The sequence below is a fragment of the Shumkonia mesophila genome, assembly GCF_026163695.1.
Lineage (GTDB): Bacteria > Pseudomonadota > Alphaproteobacteria > Rhodospirillales > Shumkoniaceae > Shumkonia > Shumkonia mesophila.
This window is the reverse complement of record NZ_JAOTID010000001.1, coordinates 548,082-563,301: the sequence shown is the minus strand read 5'-3', so window position 1 is coordinate 563,301 and position 15,220 is coordinate 548,082. Positions and strand designations below refer to the sequence as shown.

Below are 15,220 nucleotides of genomic sequence, written 5' to 3'. Positions count from 1 at the left end.
CGGTTTGCCCGACTTAACGCCGGTCCTCCCAAGCGTTTCGGTTGATGGCGGCGGGGTGGCGTGATTACATGGCGCCCGCCCGGGTCGGTCCGGGCGCCTTCGTCCCCGCTGCCGGCCGGTATCATGCTCAATCCCTCGCTTGAAAGCTTCACCGATTTTCCGTTCGACCGCCTGCGCGCCCTGCTGGGCCCCGTCGAGCCGCCAAAGGACATGGAGCCGCTGGTGCTGTCCATCGGCGAGCCGCAGCATGCGGCGCCGCCGATGGTGGCCAAGGTGCTGGCCGCCAACGCCCATTTGTGGGGCAAGTACCCGCCGGTCGACGGCAGCCCGGCCTTCCGCCGCGCCGTGGCCGGCTGGCTGACCCGCCGCTACGCCCTGCCGGAAGGCTGGATCGACCCCGACACCCAGATCCTGCCCATCGCCGGCAGCCGCGAGGCCCTTTTCATGATCGGCCACCTGGCGGTGCCGCAAAGCAAGAAGGGCGCGCGCCCGGTGGTGCTGGTGCCCAACCCCTACTATCACGTCTATTCGGCGGTGCCCCAGATGATGGGCGCCGAGGCGGTGTTCGTGCCGGCCACCGCCGAAAGCGGTTTCCTGCCCGACTACGCGGCGCTCGATCCGGCCATCCTCGATCGCACCGCGCTGGCCTTCCTCTGCACGCCCTCCAACCCGCAGGGGGCAGTGGCCGATCTGGCGACGCTGAAGCGGGCGGTGGCGCTGGCCGTCAAGCACGATTTCATCCTTGCGGTCGACGAGTGTTATACCGAGATCTACACCGACGGGCCGCCGGCCGGGGCGTTGCAGGCGTGCGCCGAGATGGGCGAAGGGCTGGATCACGTGGTGGTCTTTCATTCGCTGTCGAAGCGATCGAGCGTTCCCGGCCTGCGCTCGGGCTTCGTCGCCGGGGCGCCCGGCACCATGGCGCTGTTCCGCCGCCTGCGCTCCTATGGCGGGGCGGGGGTGCCGGGGCCGGTGATCGAGGCCTCGATCGCGTTGTGGGGCGAGGAGGGCCACGTCGAGGCCAACCGGGCGCTCTATCGCGCCAAGTTCGCGGCGGCCGAGCGGCTGCTGGGGCCGCGCTTCGGCAAGGTGACGCCGGCCGGCGGCTTTTTCCTGTGGCTCGACGTCGGCGACGGAGAGAAGGCGGCCCGGGCGTTGTGGCGGGAAGCCGCCATTCGCGTGCTGCCCGGCGCCTACATGGCGCGGCCCGACGCGGCCGGGAAAAACCCCGCGAGCCGCTATATCCGGGTCGCCCTGGTGCACGACCTGGCGACCACGACGCGGGCCCTGGAGCGGCTTGTTAAGGTCTTGGTAACCATAATGCCGTAAAGGGACGAGCATGGCCCGTTCAGTGTCTTCAAGAAGCCACGGCGCCGTCCTGCCGCGCGGTGCCGTCGACTTCTTCAAGCGACGGCTGGCCGAGGCGGGCGGGATTGCGCTGTTCGCCGTCGCCGCCGCCCTGATGACGGCGGTCGTCAGCTATGCCCCGGGCGATCCCTCGTTCAACAGCGCTTCCGACGGCCCCGTGCGCAACCTGCTGGGATTGCCCGGCGCCTATACCGCCGACCTGCTGGTCCAGACCCTGGGCCTGGCCGCCATCCTGCCGACCCTGGTCGCCGCCGCGTGGGGCTGGCGGCTGCTCAGCAAGCAGGCGGTGTCGCGGCCCCTCTTGCGGCTCCTCGCCCTGGTGGCGGCGGCGGCGCTGCTGGCCGCGGCGCTGGGCGTCGTGCCGGCCCCGGAATTCTGGCCGCTGAACATCGGCCTGGGCGGCGTTGCCGGCGCCCTGGTGTTCGGGCCGCTGGCCGCATTGGCCGCCCCCATCCGCCTCGCCGGATGGATGGTCGCCGCCGTCTGCGGCGCCGTCGGCGCGGTGGCCCTGGTGGCCGCCCTCGGGCTGGCCTGGAGCGACGGCCTTCGCCTGGCCCGTGGCATCGCCGGCGCGTTCGGCACCCTCGGCCGGGCCTTCCAGTGGAGCCGCAAGGCGGCCGGCCGGCTGGCCCCGACGCGCAGCGAACCGGTGCTCGAGGACCCCGACGGGCCGGCGCCCCGGCTGCGCGAGGAGGCCGTGGCGGAAGCCGCCGAACCGGCCGAGCCGGCCGGGCTGGCCCTGGTCGAGCCGCGGGTGCGGCGCACGCCGCCCGGGCGCAAGGCCCAGGCGGCCCGCCAGGGATCGCTGGCCCTGGAGCCGGGCAGCACCTATCAGTTTCCGCCGCTCGACCTGTTGGCCGACCCGCCGCGCGACCGCGCCGCCGCCGCGGTCAGCCAGCAGGCCCTGGCGCAGAACGCGAGGCTTCTGGAATCGGTGCTCGAGGACTTCGGGGTGCGCGGCGAGATCGTCAAGGTCCGGCCCGGCCCGGTGGTGACGCTTTACGAACTGGAGCCGGCGCCGGGCACCAAGACATCCCGCGTCATCGGCCTGGCCGACGACATCGCCCGCTCGATGAGCGCCGTTTCCGTGCGCGCCGCCGTCATCCCGGGGCGCAACGTGATCGGCATCGAACTGCCGAACGTGCGCCGCGAGATGGTGCATCTGCGCGAGCTGCTGGCCTCCGACAGCTTCGAGCGCAAGGGCGGCAAGCTGAGCCTGGCGCTGGGCAAGGACATCGGCGGCGCGCCGGTGATGGTCGATCTGACCCGCATGCCGCATCTTTTGATCGCCGGCACCACCGGCTCGGGCAAGTCGGTGGCCATCAACACCATGATCCTGTCGCTGCTCTACCAACTGCCGCCGGACGCCTGCAAGTTCATCATGATCGACCCCAAGATGCTGGAGCTTTCGGTCTACGAGGGCATCCCGCACCTGCTGGCCCCGGTGGTGACCGAGCCGGGCAAGGCGGTGGTGGCCCTGAAATGGGCGGTGCGCGAAATGGAAGAGCGCTACCGCGCCATGTCGCAGCTGGGGGTGCGCAACATCGCCGGCTACAACGCCCGCCTGGCCGAGGCCCGCAAGAAGGGCGAGAACCTGACCCGCCGGGTGCAGACCGGCTTCGACCCCGACAGCGGCCATCCGCTGTTCGAGGAACAGCCGCTCAACATGGACCCGCTGCCCTTCATCGTCGTCGTCGTCGACGAGATGGCCGACCTCATGCTGGTCGCCGGCAAGGACATCGAGGCCGCCGTACAGCGCCTGGCCCAGATGGCCCGGGCCGCCGGCATCCACCTGATCATGGCCACCCAGCGGCCGTCGGTGGACGTCATCACCGGCACCATCAAGGCCAACTTCCCGACCCGCGTCAGCTTCCAGGTGACCAGCAAGATCGACAGCCGCACCATCCTGGGCGAGCAGGGGGCCGAGCAGCTGCTGGGCCAGGGCGACATGCTGTACATGGCGGGCGGCGGGCGCATCTCCCGGGTGCACGGCCCGTTCGTTTCCGACCAGGAGGTCGAAGACGTGGTGCGCTTCCTGATGACCCAGGGCGAGCCCGACTACGTCGAGGCGGTCACCGAGGAGGAGGACGACGACTTCGTCGACGCGGTTGCCGGCGGCGGCTCGGGGGACGATCTCTACGACCAGGCGGTGGCGCTGGTGGCCCGCGAAGGCAAGGCCTCGACGAGTTTCGTGCAAAGGCACCTGCAGATCGGCTATAACCGCGCCGCCCGCATGATCGAGCGCATGGAGGCCGAGGGAGTTGTCAGCAAAGCCGACCGCGTCGGTCGCCGTGAGGTGCTGGTGGGCGCCGCCGACCGTGCCTGATCCGCGCCGCGAAACCGCCACGATGCCCAGCCGGTTCCGGCAATGCCGGGCTTGGCTTTGGCTGGCCCTGGCCGGTGCCCTGTTGGCCGCCCTGCCGGCCGTCGCCCAGCAACCCCGGCCGGCCCCGCTGACGGCCGAGGACAAGGCCGAGATCGGCCGCGTCGAGGACTATTTGAACGGCCTCAAGACCCTGCAAACCCGATTCCTTCAGGTGACCTCGACCGGCGAGTATTCGGAAGGCAAGCTCTATCTGCACCGTCCGGGCCGCCTGCGCATCGAATACGACCCGCCGGTGCCGGTGCTGATCGTCGCCAACCGCGGATGGCTGACCTATTTCGACAAGGAGCTGGAGCAGGTGAGCCGGGTCACCCTCGACTCGACGCCGGCCGGCATCCTGGTGCGCGAGAAGATCTCGCTTCTGTCCGGCGAGTTCGTGATCACCGGCTTCGAGCGCGAATCGCAGGCCCTGCGCATCAGCCTGGTGCGCGCGTCCGACCCGCAGGAGGGCAGCCTGGCCCTGGTGCTGGCCGATCGGCCGCTCGAGCTCAAGAAATGGATGGTCACCGACGCCCAGGGCGTGACCACAACGGTTTCGCTGCTCGACGCCCGCACCGGCGTCGCCATCGATTCCAAGCTCTTCGAGTTCGAAGACCCGACCTTCTTCAAGCCGCGCCAGGAATAGGAACGGCCGCGGCCGCGGCCGCGTCGCTCCGCCATGTGTCCGTTGCATGGCAGGAGGGATGCATCAGCAGTTGTTTTTCCTGGCGGGAATAACTACCTTTTGGATACGAGAGCCGCGGGTTCCCATGCGAACCCAAAAAAAGGACGGGGCCAAAACCCGTTTTTCCGGCTTTTGCAATGAGCCCCGAAGCGCCCGGTCTCCCCCCCCCTTGACCGGGCGCTTTTTTTGCCCGCGCGGCGGGGGTCATTTCGCGATCCGGCGGAAGCGCGCCGCGAGGCCAGCTACCCTCCCCCACGAAGGGGCTACCGGATTCACACATCTCGGCTGGTAGCGAAAGTCGCATAAATTAGCCCTCTCCGCCGCACGGCGGGGGAGAGGGAGGGGACCCGTCGCGCCAGCGATGGGGAGGGTGAGGTGGGGGTGCCGCCGTCGTGTTCGCGGGGGAAATGCCCGAAATCCCCACCTCACCTCCCTTGATCCGGCTCCGCTGGACCGACCCTCTCCGCCCCCAAGGGGCGAAGAGGGAGATGAGCACGGTGTCCGAGATGTGTGCAGCACGAAGGGAGGGATATTTTCGTCTCGCTTCGCACTTCTTCCCCCTCCCCCTTGGTGTCGGGGTGGGGGTGCGCCGTCGTGTCAATGGGCCCGCAAACCGCGCTATTCGGCGACCTGGGCGACCAGGCGGTAGCCGCCCGGTTCGGTGACCAGGATGCGGGCGTTGGCTGGATCGCGCTCGATCTTCTGGCGCAGCCGGTAGACGTGGGTTTCCAGCGTGTGGGTGGTGACGCCGGCGTTGTAGCCCCACACCTCGTCCAACAGCACCTCGCGGCTAACCACCCGATCGCCGGTGCGATAGAGATATTTGAGGATCGCCGTCTCCTTGTCGGTGAGGCGGATCTTCTTGCGCCGGGGCTCGTCGACCAGCAGCTTGTTGCCGGGCTGGAAGGTGTAGGGCCCGATGGCGAAGACGGCATCGTCGCTGCGTTCGTGCTGGCGGATGTGGGCGCGCAGCCGGGCCAGCAGGACGCCCAGGCGGAACGGCTTGGTGATGTAGTCGTTGGCCCCGGAATCGAGGCCCAGGATGGTGTCGGCGTCGGTGTCGGCGCCGGTCAGCATGATGATCGGCGAGGTGACGCCCCCCCGCCGCATCAGCCGGCAGACCTCGCGCCCGTCGATGTCGGCGAGCCCGACGTCGAGGATGATGACGTCGAAATAGTCGGCCTTGACCCGCTCCAGGGCCTCGGTCCCGCGGGTGACGCAGTCGGTGGCGAATTCCTCGTGCAATTGCAGCTGCTCGGCCAGCATCTGCAGGAGGGCTTCGTCGTCGTCGACGATCAGGATTCGTTTGCCGCTGCTCATGATCACTCCCCCTCGGGCGGCGGATCGCACGATCGGCGGGGCTCTGCCTTGGCCGGGCCCGTCCGCCCCCCTATATTTCCGGGAGAAAGCGCGCCATTTCAAGGGCCAACCGGCAACGGCCGAATCCCGCCTTCCCAGGAGGGGGCTTTGGCGGTATGGTCCGCAGCCCCGGGCGGGCGCCGCCCCAAGCTTCGGGGGAGCGCCGCCGGCGCCCCGACGCCCGGCGGAAAATCGAGCTCAGACGACGAAGGCCGAATGCCCCACCGCCATCCCACCGTTCCCATGCCCGCCTCGCGGGAGCCGGTCTCGCTGCTGGCGGTCGACCGCGCGGTTTCCGAATTCCGGCGCGGCCGGCCGGTGGCCCTGCGCGGGGCCGGCGGCGACGCCGCGCTGACGCTGGCCAGCGAGGCGGCGACGGCGGACGGTTTGGCGGAGCTGGCCCGGCTGGCCCGGTCGGCCCCAGCCATCGTGCTGACCGCCCGGCGCGCCCAGGTGCTGGGCCTCGCCGCCGAGGGCGCCGCCGCCGTGGCGCTCAAGCCCCTCGATCCGCTTTCCGCCGAGACGGTGCGCGACCTCGCCGACCCGCTGTCGGGCGTCGCCCGCCTGGACGCCGCCCGCTTCACGGTCGAGGCGGCGGCCGCGCACGGGTGCGAGAGCGCGGCGGTGGGCCTGGCCAAGGTGGCCCGCCTGCTGCCGGCGGCGCTGGTGGCGCGCATCGCCGATCCCGACGCCGACGACCTAGCGGCGTGGGCGGTGCGCCACGACCTGCTGCTGATCGATGGCGGCGACGTCTTTCAATACGAGTACACCTCGGCCCGCCGCCTGCGCCGGGTCAGCGAGGCCCGGGTGCCGCTGATGGGTGCCGAGAACACGCGCATCCTGGCCTTCCGCCCGGTCGACGGCGGCCTCGAACACCTGGCCGTGGTGGTCGGCGAACCCGATGCCGCCCAACCGGTGCTGACCCGTCTGCATTCCGAATGCTTCACCGGCGACCTTCTGGGCAGCCTGCGCTGCGACTGCGGCGAGCAGCTGCGCGCCGCCATCGTGGCGATCGGGCAGGCCGGCAGCGGAATTCTGCTCTACCTCGCCCAGGAGGGCCGCGGCATCGGCCTGGTCAACAAGCTGCGCGCCTACGAGCTGCAGGACCGCGGGCTGGATACCATCGAGGCCAACGAGCAGCTGGGCTTCGACGCCGACGAGCGGGTCTACATCCCGGCCGCCGAGATGCTTCACCAGCTGGGGATTTCCCGCGTCCGCCTGCTCACCAACAACCCCGAGAAGGTGTCGGCGCTGGCCCGTTGCGGCGTCGAGGTGGTGGAGCGGGTGCCGCACAGCTTCCCGTCCAATCAGCACAACGAGGCGTACCTGCGCACCAAGCGGGCGCGCAGCGGCCACCTGTTCTAGGCGGCCCGCCCGGCAGGATGGGCCGGGCAGGCGGAACAAATTGCCGCAACCGGGTGCCCGAACTTCGGCACCCTATCCGCATCCTCTTGAAAACAGGGCCGTTTTTTCGTGGCCCGGGATTTGCGAGGGAAGTCCCGGACAGTCAGAAGCGGATTGCGGAACCATGGTCACCACCGACCTTCGTGCGGCCCCGACGGCGCCGCCGCCGGCCCTCGCCCCGCCCGCCGGGCAAAGCGACGCCGCGACGGCGGACGGCGAGACGCCGTTCGCGCTGTTCGGCGAAGATGGTTTCACCTTCGCCGACCTGCTGGACATCGTGAACCCGCTGCAACACATCCCCGTCATCGGCACCATTTATCGCCGGATCACCGGCGACACCCTGGATCCCGGCGCCCGCCTGGCCGGCGGCGCGCTTTTCGGCGGCGTCATCGGCGTCGCCGTCGCCGGGGTCAATGCCGCGCTGGAGGACGCCACCGGCAAGGACGCCGGCGAGCACGTCCTGGCCTGGTTCGAAGACGGCTCCGCCGCGCAGCCCGGCACCGCCGTCGCGGAAACGACGGGCGGAGCCGCCGTGCCCGACCTCGCCCTGCTCGGACCGCTGCCGGCGCCGGCCGCCGACACCGCGCCTTCTCCCGCCTCCCGCCCGGCGGCGCCCATCGATCTGGCGGCGTTGGCCCCCCTGGCCCCACCTTCTTCCGCCGTTCTCGTGGCGGCGATGCCCGATGCCGGACGGGCCGCCGACCCCGCCGCCGCGCCGCCCGCCCGCCGCACCGCATCTTCCGCCGCCATCCCGCCGGGCGCCCTGGCCGGAGAAGGCGGCTGGTTCACCCAGACCATGCTGGCGGCCATGGAGAGGTATCAGGACGCCCAGCGGCTGCAGGCCAAAACCGACGGGACGATGGCGGCGGCCACGAATTGACGGCCTAGGCGGCGGCTCCCGCGGCGCGCTAAAACCCTTCCATGGACATCAAGGTCTTTGCCGACGGAACCCTGGCCTGGGGTGGCCGGACGATGCGTTGCGCGGTGGGGCGCGGCGGCGTCGCCACGGCCAAGCGCGAGGGCGACGGCGCCACGCCGGCCGGCCGCTTCGCGCTGCGCCAAGTCCTCTACCGGCCCGACCGCCTGGCGCCGCCGGCCGTCCACCTGCCGGCGCGCCCGCTCGAGGCCGCCGACGGCTGGTGCGACGATACCGCCGATCCCGCCTACAATTGCGCCATCCGCCGGCCGTTCGCCGCCCGCCACGAAACCCTGTGGCGCGAGGATGGCCTTTACGACCTGCTGGCAGTGATCGGCCACAACGACGCCCCGCCGGTCGCCGGCCGGGGCAGCGCCATCTTCCTGCACGTGGCGGCGCCCGGCTACGCCCCGACCGAGGGCTGCGTCGCCCTGGCGCTTCCCGATCTCAAGGACATCCTGGCGGCCTGGCGGCCCGACTGGCGGCTGGTCGTCATCCCGCCTGGGGGTCAAGCGGCGGGCGGCCGCCGAAAAGGGCGGTGCCGACCCTGACGTGGGTGGCGCCGAAGCGCACGGCGACCTCGAAATCGTCGCTCATCCCCATGCTGAGCTGAGCAAGGCCGTTGCGGCGGGCCATTTCGGCCAGCAGAGCGAAATGGAGCGACGGCTCCTCGTCGACCGGCGGGATGCACATGAGACCCCTGACGTCGAGGCCGAAGCGGTTCCGGCAGGCCGCCACGAAGGCGTCGACCTCGGTGGGCAGGACGCCCGCCTTCTGCGGCTCCTCGCCGGTGTTGACCTGAACGAAGCAGCCGAGCCGCCGGCCGCTTGCGGCCATTTCCTCGGCCAGTGCGGCGGCCAGTTTCTCGCGGTCGACGGACTGGATGACGTCGAAGAGGGCGACGGCGCGGCGCAGCTTGTTGCGCTGCAAGGGTCCGACCAGGTGGAGCGACACCTCCGGGTGGGCGGCGCGGAGGACCGGCCACTTCTCCTCGGCCTCCTGGACGCGGTTCTCGCCGAAGACCCGCTGGCCGGCGGCGATGGCGGCGAGAATCGCCTCGGCCGGCTTGGTCTTGCTGATGGCCACCAGCTCGACCGTTTCGGGCGCCCGTCCGGCCGCCCGCGCGGCTTCGGCGATGCGGCCTTTGACGGCGGCGAGATTTGCGGCGATACCGTTGTCTTCAGTCATGTGCGATAACCGATTTGAAGCGGGCGGAGGCCCAGGGGAGGGAAGGAAACCGTGCGGGCGAACCTAGCAGAACGGCGGCGGCTTCTCAATTTGCACGATCCCCTTCCGGGGGCCGGCCGGCTTCCCCCGCTCATCCTGGTCACCGACGCAGCGCGCCTGCCCGATCCCGCCGCCACCATCCGCCGGCTGCCGCGAGGGGCGGCGGTCATCCTGCGCCATTACGACGCGCCGGGACGGGCCGCCCTGGCCCGCCGGCTGGCCGCCCTTTGCCGGCGCCGCGGCGTGCGGCTGCTGATCGCCGGCGACTGGCGGCTGGCCGCCGCCGTCGGCGCCGGCGGCGTCCACCTGCCGGAAGCGGCGGCCCGGCGCGGCCCGCCGGCCCGGGGCGGGGGCGGCCTTCGCCGGCCTGGCTTCCTGGTCACCGCTGCCGCCCATTCGCCGGCCGCCCTTTGGCGGGCGGCCAAGGCCGGCGCCGACGCCGCCCTGCTGTCCCCGGTGTTTCCCACCGCCAGCCACCCCGGCGCCGCCGGCATCGGGGCCATCCGCTTCGTCGCCTGGTGCCGCCGATCGCCGCTGCCGGTCTATGCGCTGGGCGGCATCGACCGGCACTCCGCCCGCCGCCTCAAGGGCACGGGAGCGGCCGGTTTCGCCGCCTTGGGCGCGCTGGCCGGGATTGCCGGCGCCCGGGCGGGCTGCTAGACAGAACCCGCCATCGATGAACGCATCCGAAGGACCCGAGGGATGAACCGCAGGGAGCGCCGCAAGCAGCGATCGGAAACCGGCATGGCGCCGGCCACGCCGGAAGCGCTGTTCCGGGCCGCCTTCGAACACCACCGGGCCGGGCGGCCCAAGGAGGCGCGGGCCCTCTATGCGCGAGCCCTGGCGGGCCAGCCGGACAACCCGGAACTGCTGCACATGGCCGGCGTCGCCGCTTATGAGGAGGACGATCTCGACGCCGCCCTGCGGCTGATCGGGAAAGCCCTGGAGCGCGGCCTGCGCCGCCCGGAGGTCCACAACAACCTGGCCAACGCGCTGCAAAAGAGCGGCCGCGCGGCGGAAGCGGAGGCGGCCTTCCGCGAGGCGCTCAACCTCGCCCCCGGTTACGCCGACGCCCACTACAACCTGGGCAACCTGCTGAAGGAGGCGGGGCGGCTGGAGGAGGCGATCGAGGAATACGAGCGGGCGCTGAGAACCCAGCCCAACGACGCGCAAATTTTTCACAGTCTCGGCTTGGCATATCAGGCCATGGGCCTGCCGGAGAAAGCCGCCGGGGCTTTTCGCCGGACCGTCGAGATCAAGCCGGACCATGAGGCGGCATTGCTTGGCTTCGCGCGCCTGCTGCGCCTGTTGGGCCAGCCGCGGGATGCCGTGGGGTGTTTCCGGCGGTTTATCGCCCTCATCCCGACGAACCTGCGAGTCCTAATGGGGTTCGCGGAAGTCTTGGAGCTAATGGGCAAGCGTGAGGAGACGCTGGAAGTCTTGCGAACGGTTCTGGCTATCGAGCCGTCCCATCCACAGGCCAACTGCGGCTATCTTAAGATGCTGGAACAGATTTGTGCCTGGGAGGAGGCCGGTCAATATAGGCGCCTGGTCCGACAAGCCGCCCTGGAAACACTGGAAAGGGGGGAATCGCCCGCCGAGGAATCGTTCGACGCTATGGGCCGGGACATGGACCCGATTTACCTCCTGCGGAATGCTCGCGCCCATAGTCAATCCGTCGTTGCGGCAACGAATGCGCTCCGTGAAAGCCTGCCGGCCGTTGCCACGCGGCCGGGGGATGGCCGGATCACCCTTGGCTACCTGTCGAGCGATTTTCGCAACCATCCCGTTGGCCATCTGGTTAGCGGTCTGTTCTCCCGGCACGACCGGAACCGATTCCGGGTGATCGCCTATTCGGCCGGCCCCGATGACGGTAGCGCGTACCGCCATCGGGTCGAGTCCGGATGCGACGCTTTCGTCGATCTCGTGGCCGCGGGAACGGCGGCGGCGGCGCAGCGAATCCGCGAGGACGGCGTTGACATCCTGATCGACCTGAACGGCCTTACGACCCGGAACCGGCTCGATGTCCTGGCCCTGAAACCGGCCGCCGTACAAGTTGGTTATTTGGGATATCCGGGGACAACGGGCGCGGATTTCATGGACTACGTTATCGGCGACAGCGTCGTTGCCCCAATGGAGCATGCCCGATTCTTCGCTGAAAAGCTCGTTCACCTGCCGGGTTGTTATATGGTCACCAGCCCTCATCCGCTTTCCGAAGAACGTCCGGCGAGGAGAGAATGCGGATTGCCCGACGACGCCGTCGCCTTCTGTTCGTTCTGCCGAAACGAGAAGATCGAGCCGATCATGTTTAGGGTATGGATGGACATCCTGCGCCGCGTTCCGAATTCCGTGCTTTGGCTGGCCGATGTCAGCCCAACGGGCAAGGAAAACCTGCGCCGCCATGCGGAAGCCCTGGGCGTTGCCGCCACCCGCCTTGTCTTCGCCGCCCGCCTTGCCGCGAAGGAAGATCACTTGGCGCGTAGCGGACTGGCGGATTTGGCGTTGGATACCCGGATTTTCGGCGGTCATACGACCACGAGCGACATGTTATGGGCCGGCGTTCCGGTGATATCGTTGCTGGGTGGGCATTTCGCCTCGCGCGTCGGAGCGAGCCTGCTCAAGGCAATTGGGCTGGAGCAACTGGTAACACACAGCCTGGACGATTACCGGGAGTTGGCTGTGCGGCTGGCCCGGGATCGGGGCGAACTCGCCGAGGTTCGACGGCTGTTGAACGAGAATCGCGAAAGGTCGCCGCTCTTCGACACCGTCCGCTTTGCCCGCAATCTCGAACGGGGGTTCGAACAAATGTGGGCGCGCCATCGAGCCGGCCTCGAGCCAGCATCCTTCGCGGTCGTCGAAGACTGACATTTCCACATATGCCGTGTGGCATTTTCGTTACGGTGTGGCCGAAAAAAATACGAACGCGAATCAAAGGCAATTGCCGCCGTTCGAAAATCTCCGTTAAGGTTCAGTCGTCGCCTTGGGGGAAGGTTGTGCGTTTCGGCGGGATGCCCGCAGAGGCAGCAGGGCGAATAAACGGAAACCCTGTGGCCGGGTCCGGTACGGACCCGGTGGCTCGTTGCGAAATGAGAGAGGACATTGTTATGAAAAGGAATTTGCTTTGCACAACCGCCATGGCCGCGGTTGCTGCGTCCTTCCTGGTCTCCGGTGCGGCGCTGGCGGCCGAAAAGCCTACCCTCGAGATGAGCGGCTACCTGCGCTTCCAGGCCTGGGGTTCGGATCAGGACGTCGCTCCGAACGGCAACAACCGCGGCACGGCGTTCGAAATGGACGACGTTCATGTCCATTTCGACGGCTCTGCCAAGGCCGACAACGGCCTCGAATACGGCTTCCACGTCGAGCTGGAGGAAGGCGGGTCCGACAGCAAGGTCGGCTATGACGTCGCCAACGTCTATCTTGCCGGCGGTTGGGGCCGCCTGGAGCTGGGCTCCGCCCCCGGTGCCGAGGACGTGTTCAAGGTGGGCGCCGTCTCCATCATGGCCGACTTGCACGCCGGCTGGGACGGCGATTTGATGTTCGATACCGTTGACAACGCCGCCTACATCGGCAGCAACATGGCCGGCAACACCGACGACGCCAACAAGGTCACCTACTACACCCCGGAGTTCTCCGGCTTCGGCGCCGCCGTCAGCTATACGCCGGATAGCACGGCCTTCTTCAATAGCGACTTCAAGGCGGAGACCGCCGATCCCGAGAACGTGGTCGAGGTCGCCCTGAAGTACGCCGCCACCTTCAGCGACATCGACGTCGAGGTGTCGGCGCGTGGCATCACCGGGCGCTACGGCCTCAACGATACCGGCGATCCCACCACCGAGCTCGAAGACGTTCGGGCGTGGGGCGCCGGCGTCAAAGTCGGCTACGCCGGCTTCGAGCTAGCCGGTTCCTACACCGACAACGGCGACACCGGCATCGCCAAGGCCAATACCGCCGACGGCGCCGATGCCGGCGGCTGGTGGGACGTCGGCCTCGCCTGCGGCACCGGCCCCTACAAGGTCTCGGTGGCCTACATGCGCTCGTGGGCGGCCCAGCCGGGCGGCGTACAGGACGACGAGGTCGACTTCCTGTCGGTCGGCGGCCTCTATGCCGCGGCGCCGGGGCTCGACCTCTACGCCGCCTACCAGTACGTCGGCCTCGACCGCGCCGGCAACGCCAGCGACAACGAGGCCAACCTGTTCATGGTTGGCACCCAGGTCAGCTTCTAGAACGGGGCGGGTTCCGTCGGATCGCATTTCGCTTTAGCGTTCTTCGTTCGAAGGACGGATTGGGAGGCCGCGGGAGACCGCGGCCTCCCGCGTTTCGGCTCCGCGGCGCCGCGCCGCGCTTGTTGCGGAAATAACACACCCTGGCAGAAAAGATACAGCCCGGGCCGCGGGGCCGTTGCAAAGCATCAAAAATAGCGGTTTTATGCTGTCGATTTCCTCGCGTATGCGACGTTCGCAGGGCCGACACGGTCGGTGGGTCGTGGGGCAAATCAGGGGTAAACAAGGGGGCTGAAATCAGCCTGAAACTGAAGGAATGAGGATGATGAAGAAGATTCTTCTGGGTACCAGCGCCATCGTCGGCGCCTCCGTCCTTCTCGCCGCTCCGGTGTGGGCAGCCGAGAAGCCGAAGCTCGAAATGGACGGCTACCTGCGCTTCGAGGCCTGGGGTTCGGATCAGGACATTGATCCGAACGACAACAGCCGCGGTGTCGGCTTCCAGATGGACGACGTCGAGATCCACTTCCGTGGGTCGGCGAAGGCCGATAACGGCCTCGAGTACGGCTTCTATGTCGAGTTGCAGGAAGGTGGCAGCGACAGCAAGGTCGGTTACGACGAGGCCAACGTGTTCCTCTCCGGCGGTTGGGGCCGCTTGGAAATGGGCTCGCAGGACGGCGTGCACAACACGTGGAAGCTGGGCGCTTGGTCGATCAGCGCCGACAAGGACGGCGCCTGGGATGGCGATAACGGCTCCACCATGATCGGCGGAATGAACAGCGCTTACATCGGCACCGACTTCCTCAATGGCGACGACGCCAACAAGATCAGCTACTACACGCCGAGCTTCAGCGGGTTTCAGTTGGCCGTCAGCTACACCCCGGACACCGGCGACCAGTTTAACAGCGACTTCAGCTCCGACGAGGGAAAGGGCGGCATCAAGGGCACTCAGAGCAACCAGATCGGCGTCGCTGGGCGGTATGCCGCGACCTTCAACGGTGTTGGCGTCGAGGCCAACGCCCGTTACGTTCGCGGCGATTACGAGGGCAACGGCACCATCGAATACGAAGACGCCGAAGCTTACGGCGGCGGTCTGAAGATCTCCTACGCCGGCTTCTCGGTCGCCGGTTCCTACCAGGACCAGGGTGACTCCGGCCTGACTACCACGAATAAGGACGCTGGCTACGATGCCGGTTCCTGGTGGGATGTTGGCGTCGCCTACAAGACCGGCCCCTACGGGGTGTCGGTCGTCTACATGCAGTCGGAAGCCAACGACGGCGGTGCGGATGACGATGAGGTCAGTTGGCTGCAGGTCGGCGCCGGCTATGCCGCCGCTCCCGGCCTCGATTTCTATGCCGCCTACCGTTATATCGATCTCGACGACGGTGGTACCGATGACAGCAAAGACAGCGAAGCCAACATGTTCCTGGTTGGCACGCAAGTCAGCTTCTAAGGTCTTTCGACCTTTTGAAGTTCGGGAGGGCCGCGGCGCAAGCCGCGGCTTTCTTGCGTATAGAATGCCCTGGAAACTTCACGAAATGTTGACCTATAATGCGCCGCATGATGTCGAAAACTAGATTTCTCGTGCCCTTGGCTGGGGCAGCGATCCTTTTGGGGATGGCCGCCTGTTCCGGCATCGAGACCACGACCCCCGCCGATCCACGGACGCAAAACCCCACCGA

At 68.6% G+C, this 15,220-nt stretch carries 12 protein-coding genes; 10 read left to right on the top strand and 2 right to left on the bottom strand.

Annotated elements, in window-relative coordinates; translation table 11 throughout:
• Positions 1-123 precede the first annotated feature (123 nt).
• Genes ODR01_RS02505 through ODR01_RS02495 form a run of 3 tightly spaced genes read left to right on the top strand, consistent with a single transcriptional unit; the run spans position 124 to position 4,376 of the window.
• Complete coding sequence (locus ODR01_RS02505; RefSeq protein WP_316976008.1) at positions 124-1,329, top strand: aminotransferase class I/II-fold pyridoxal phosphate-dependent enzyme; 1,206 nt, start codon at positions 124-126, stop codon at positions 1,327-1,329.
• Between the two features lie 10 nt (positions 1,330-1,339).
• Positions 1,340-3,694, top strand: a complete 2,355-nt coding sequence (locus ODR01_RS02500; protein ID WP_316976007.1) for a DNA translocase FtsK — start codon at positions 1,340-1,342, stop codon at positions 3,692-3,694.
• Entirely contained in the window at positions 3,687-4,376 is a 690-nt protein-coding gene (locus tag ODR01_RS02495; RefSeq protein WP_316976006.1) for a LolA family protein, read from the top strand. The genes ODR01_RS02500 and ODR01_RS02495 overlap by 8 nt, the downstream gene beginning before the upstream one ends.
• A gap of 657 nt (positions 4,377-5,033) precedes the next feature.
• Here ODR01_RS02495 and ODR01_RS02490 read toward each other — a convergent pair.
• Complete coding sequence (locus ODR01_RS02490) at positions 5,034-5,735, bottom strand: response regulator transcription factor (RefSeq protein WP_316976005.1); 702 nt, start codon at positions 5,733-5,735, stop codon at positions 5,034-5,036.
• 255 nt (positions 5,736-5,990) lie between these two features.
• Between ODR01_RS02490 and ribA the strand changes: the two genes are divergently transcribed.
• The 3 genes from ribA (at position 5,991) to ODR01_RS02475 (ending at position 8,645) form a co-directional block, all read left to right on the top strand.
• The gene (gene ribA, locus ODR01_RS02485; RefSeq protein ID WP_316976004.1) at positions 5,991-7,139 is read left to right on the top strand and encodes a GTP cyclohydrolase II; all 1,149 of its coding nucleotides are present in this window, start codon (positions 5,991-5,993) and stop codon (positions 7,137-7,139) included.
• 163 nt (positions 7,140-7,302) lie between these two features.
• Positions 7,303-8,058, top strand: coding sequence for a hypothetical protein (locus ODR01_RS02480; protein WP_316976003.1), 756 nt, complete (start codon positions 7,303-7,305; stop codon positions 8,056-8,058).
• Between the two features lie 41 nt (positions 8,059-8,099).
• Positions 8,100-8,645 (top strand): L,D-transpeptidase family protein, encoded by a 546-nt coding sequence (locus tag ODR01_RS02475; protein ID WP_316976002.1) that lies wholly within the window; start codon positions 8,100-8,102, stop codon positions 8,643-8,645.
• On the opposite strand, the gene ODR01_RS02470 is transcribed toward ODR01_RS02475, so the two are convergent.
• Positions 8,587-9,282, bottom strand: a complete 696-nt coding sequence (locus ODR01_RS02470) for a YggS family pyridoxal phosphate-dependent enzyme (RefSeq protein WP_316976001.1) — start codon at positions 9,280-9,282, stop codon at positions 8,587-8,589. The two genes, ODR01_RS02475 and ODR01_RS02470, sit on opposite strands and share 59 nt — an antisense overlap.
• 90 nt (positions 9,283-9,372) lie before the next feature.
• On the opposite strand from ODR01_RS02470, the gene ODR01_RS02465 reads away from it, so the two are divergent.
• The 4 genes from ODR01_RS02465 to ODR01_RS02450 all read left to right on the top strand — a co-directional run bounded on the left by ODR01_RS02465 (position 9,373) and on the right by ODR01_RS02450 (position 14,991).
• Positions 9,373-9,981 (top strand): thiamine phosphate synthase, encoded by a 609-nt coding sequence (locus ODR01_RS02465; protein WP_316976000.1) that lies wholly within the window; start codon positions 9,373-9,375, stop codon positions 9,979-9,981.
• Positions 9,982-10,023: 42 nt separating this feature from the next.
• Complete coding sequence (locus ODR01_RS02460; RefSeq protein WP_316975999.1) at positions 10,024-12,186, top strand: O-linked N-acetylglucosamine transferase, SPINDLY family protein; 2,163 nt, start codon at positions 10,024-10,026, stop codon at positions 12,184-12,186.
• 239 nt (positions 12,187-12,425) lie between these two features.
• Positions 12,426-13,544 carry a porin gene (locus ODR01_RS02455; protein ID WP_316975998.1) on the top strand — a complete coding sequence of 373 codons (1,119 nt, stop codon included), beginning with the start codon at positions 12,426-12,428 and terminating at the stop codon, positions 13,542-13,544.
• A 319-nt stretch (positions 13,545-13,863) separates the two neighbouring features.
• Positions 13,864-14,991: a porin gene (locus ODR01_RS02450; protein ID WP_316975997.1), complete on the top strand. Its 1,128-nt coding sequence runs from the start codon at positions 13,864-13,866 to the stop codon at positions 14,989-14,991.
• The last annotated feature ends 229 nt before the right edge of the window (positions 14,992-15,220 follow it).

Coding starts and splice junctions, on each gene's coding strand:
- ODR01_RS02480 (WP_316976003.1), top strand. CDS start 7,303: ATGGTCACCACCGACCTTCGTGCGGCCCCGACGGCGCCGCCGCCGGCC.
- ODR01_RS02455 (WP_316975998.1), top strand. CDS start 12,426: ATGAAAAGGAATTTGCTTTGCACAACCGCCATGGCCGCGGTTGCTGCG.
- ODR01_RS02475 (WP_316976002.1), top strand. CDS start 8,100: ATGGACATCAAGGTCTTTGCCGACGGAACCCTGGCCTGGGGTGGCCGG.
- ribA (WP_316976004.1), top strand. CDS start 5,991: ATGCCCCACCGCCATCCCACCGTTCCCATGCCCGCCTCGCGGGAGCCG.
- ODR01_RS02490 (WP_316976005.1), bottom strand. CDS start 5,735: ATGAGCAGCGGCAAACGAATCCTGATCGTCGACGACGACGAAGCCCTC.
- ODR01_RS02500 (WP_316976007.1), top strand. CDS start 1,340: ATGGCCCGTTCAGTGTCTTCAAGAAGCCACGGCGCCGTCCTGCCGCGC.
- ODR01_RS02505 (WP_316976008.1), top strand. CDS start 124: ATGCTCAATCCCTCGCTTGAAAGCTTCACCGATTTTCCGTTCGACCGC.
- ODR01_RS02450 (WP_316975997.1), top strand. CDS start 13,864: ATGATGAAGAAGATTCTTCTGGGTACCAGCGCCATCGTCGGCGCCTCC.
- ODR01_RS02470 (WP_316976001.1), bottom strand. CDS start 9,282: ATGACTGAAGACAACGGTATCGCCGCAAATCTCGCCGCCGTCAAAGGC.
- ODR01_RS02460 (WP_316975999.1), top strand. CDS start 10,024: ATGAACCGCAGGGAGCGCCGCAAGCAGCGATCGGAAACCGGCATGGCG.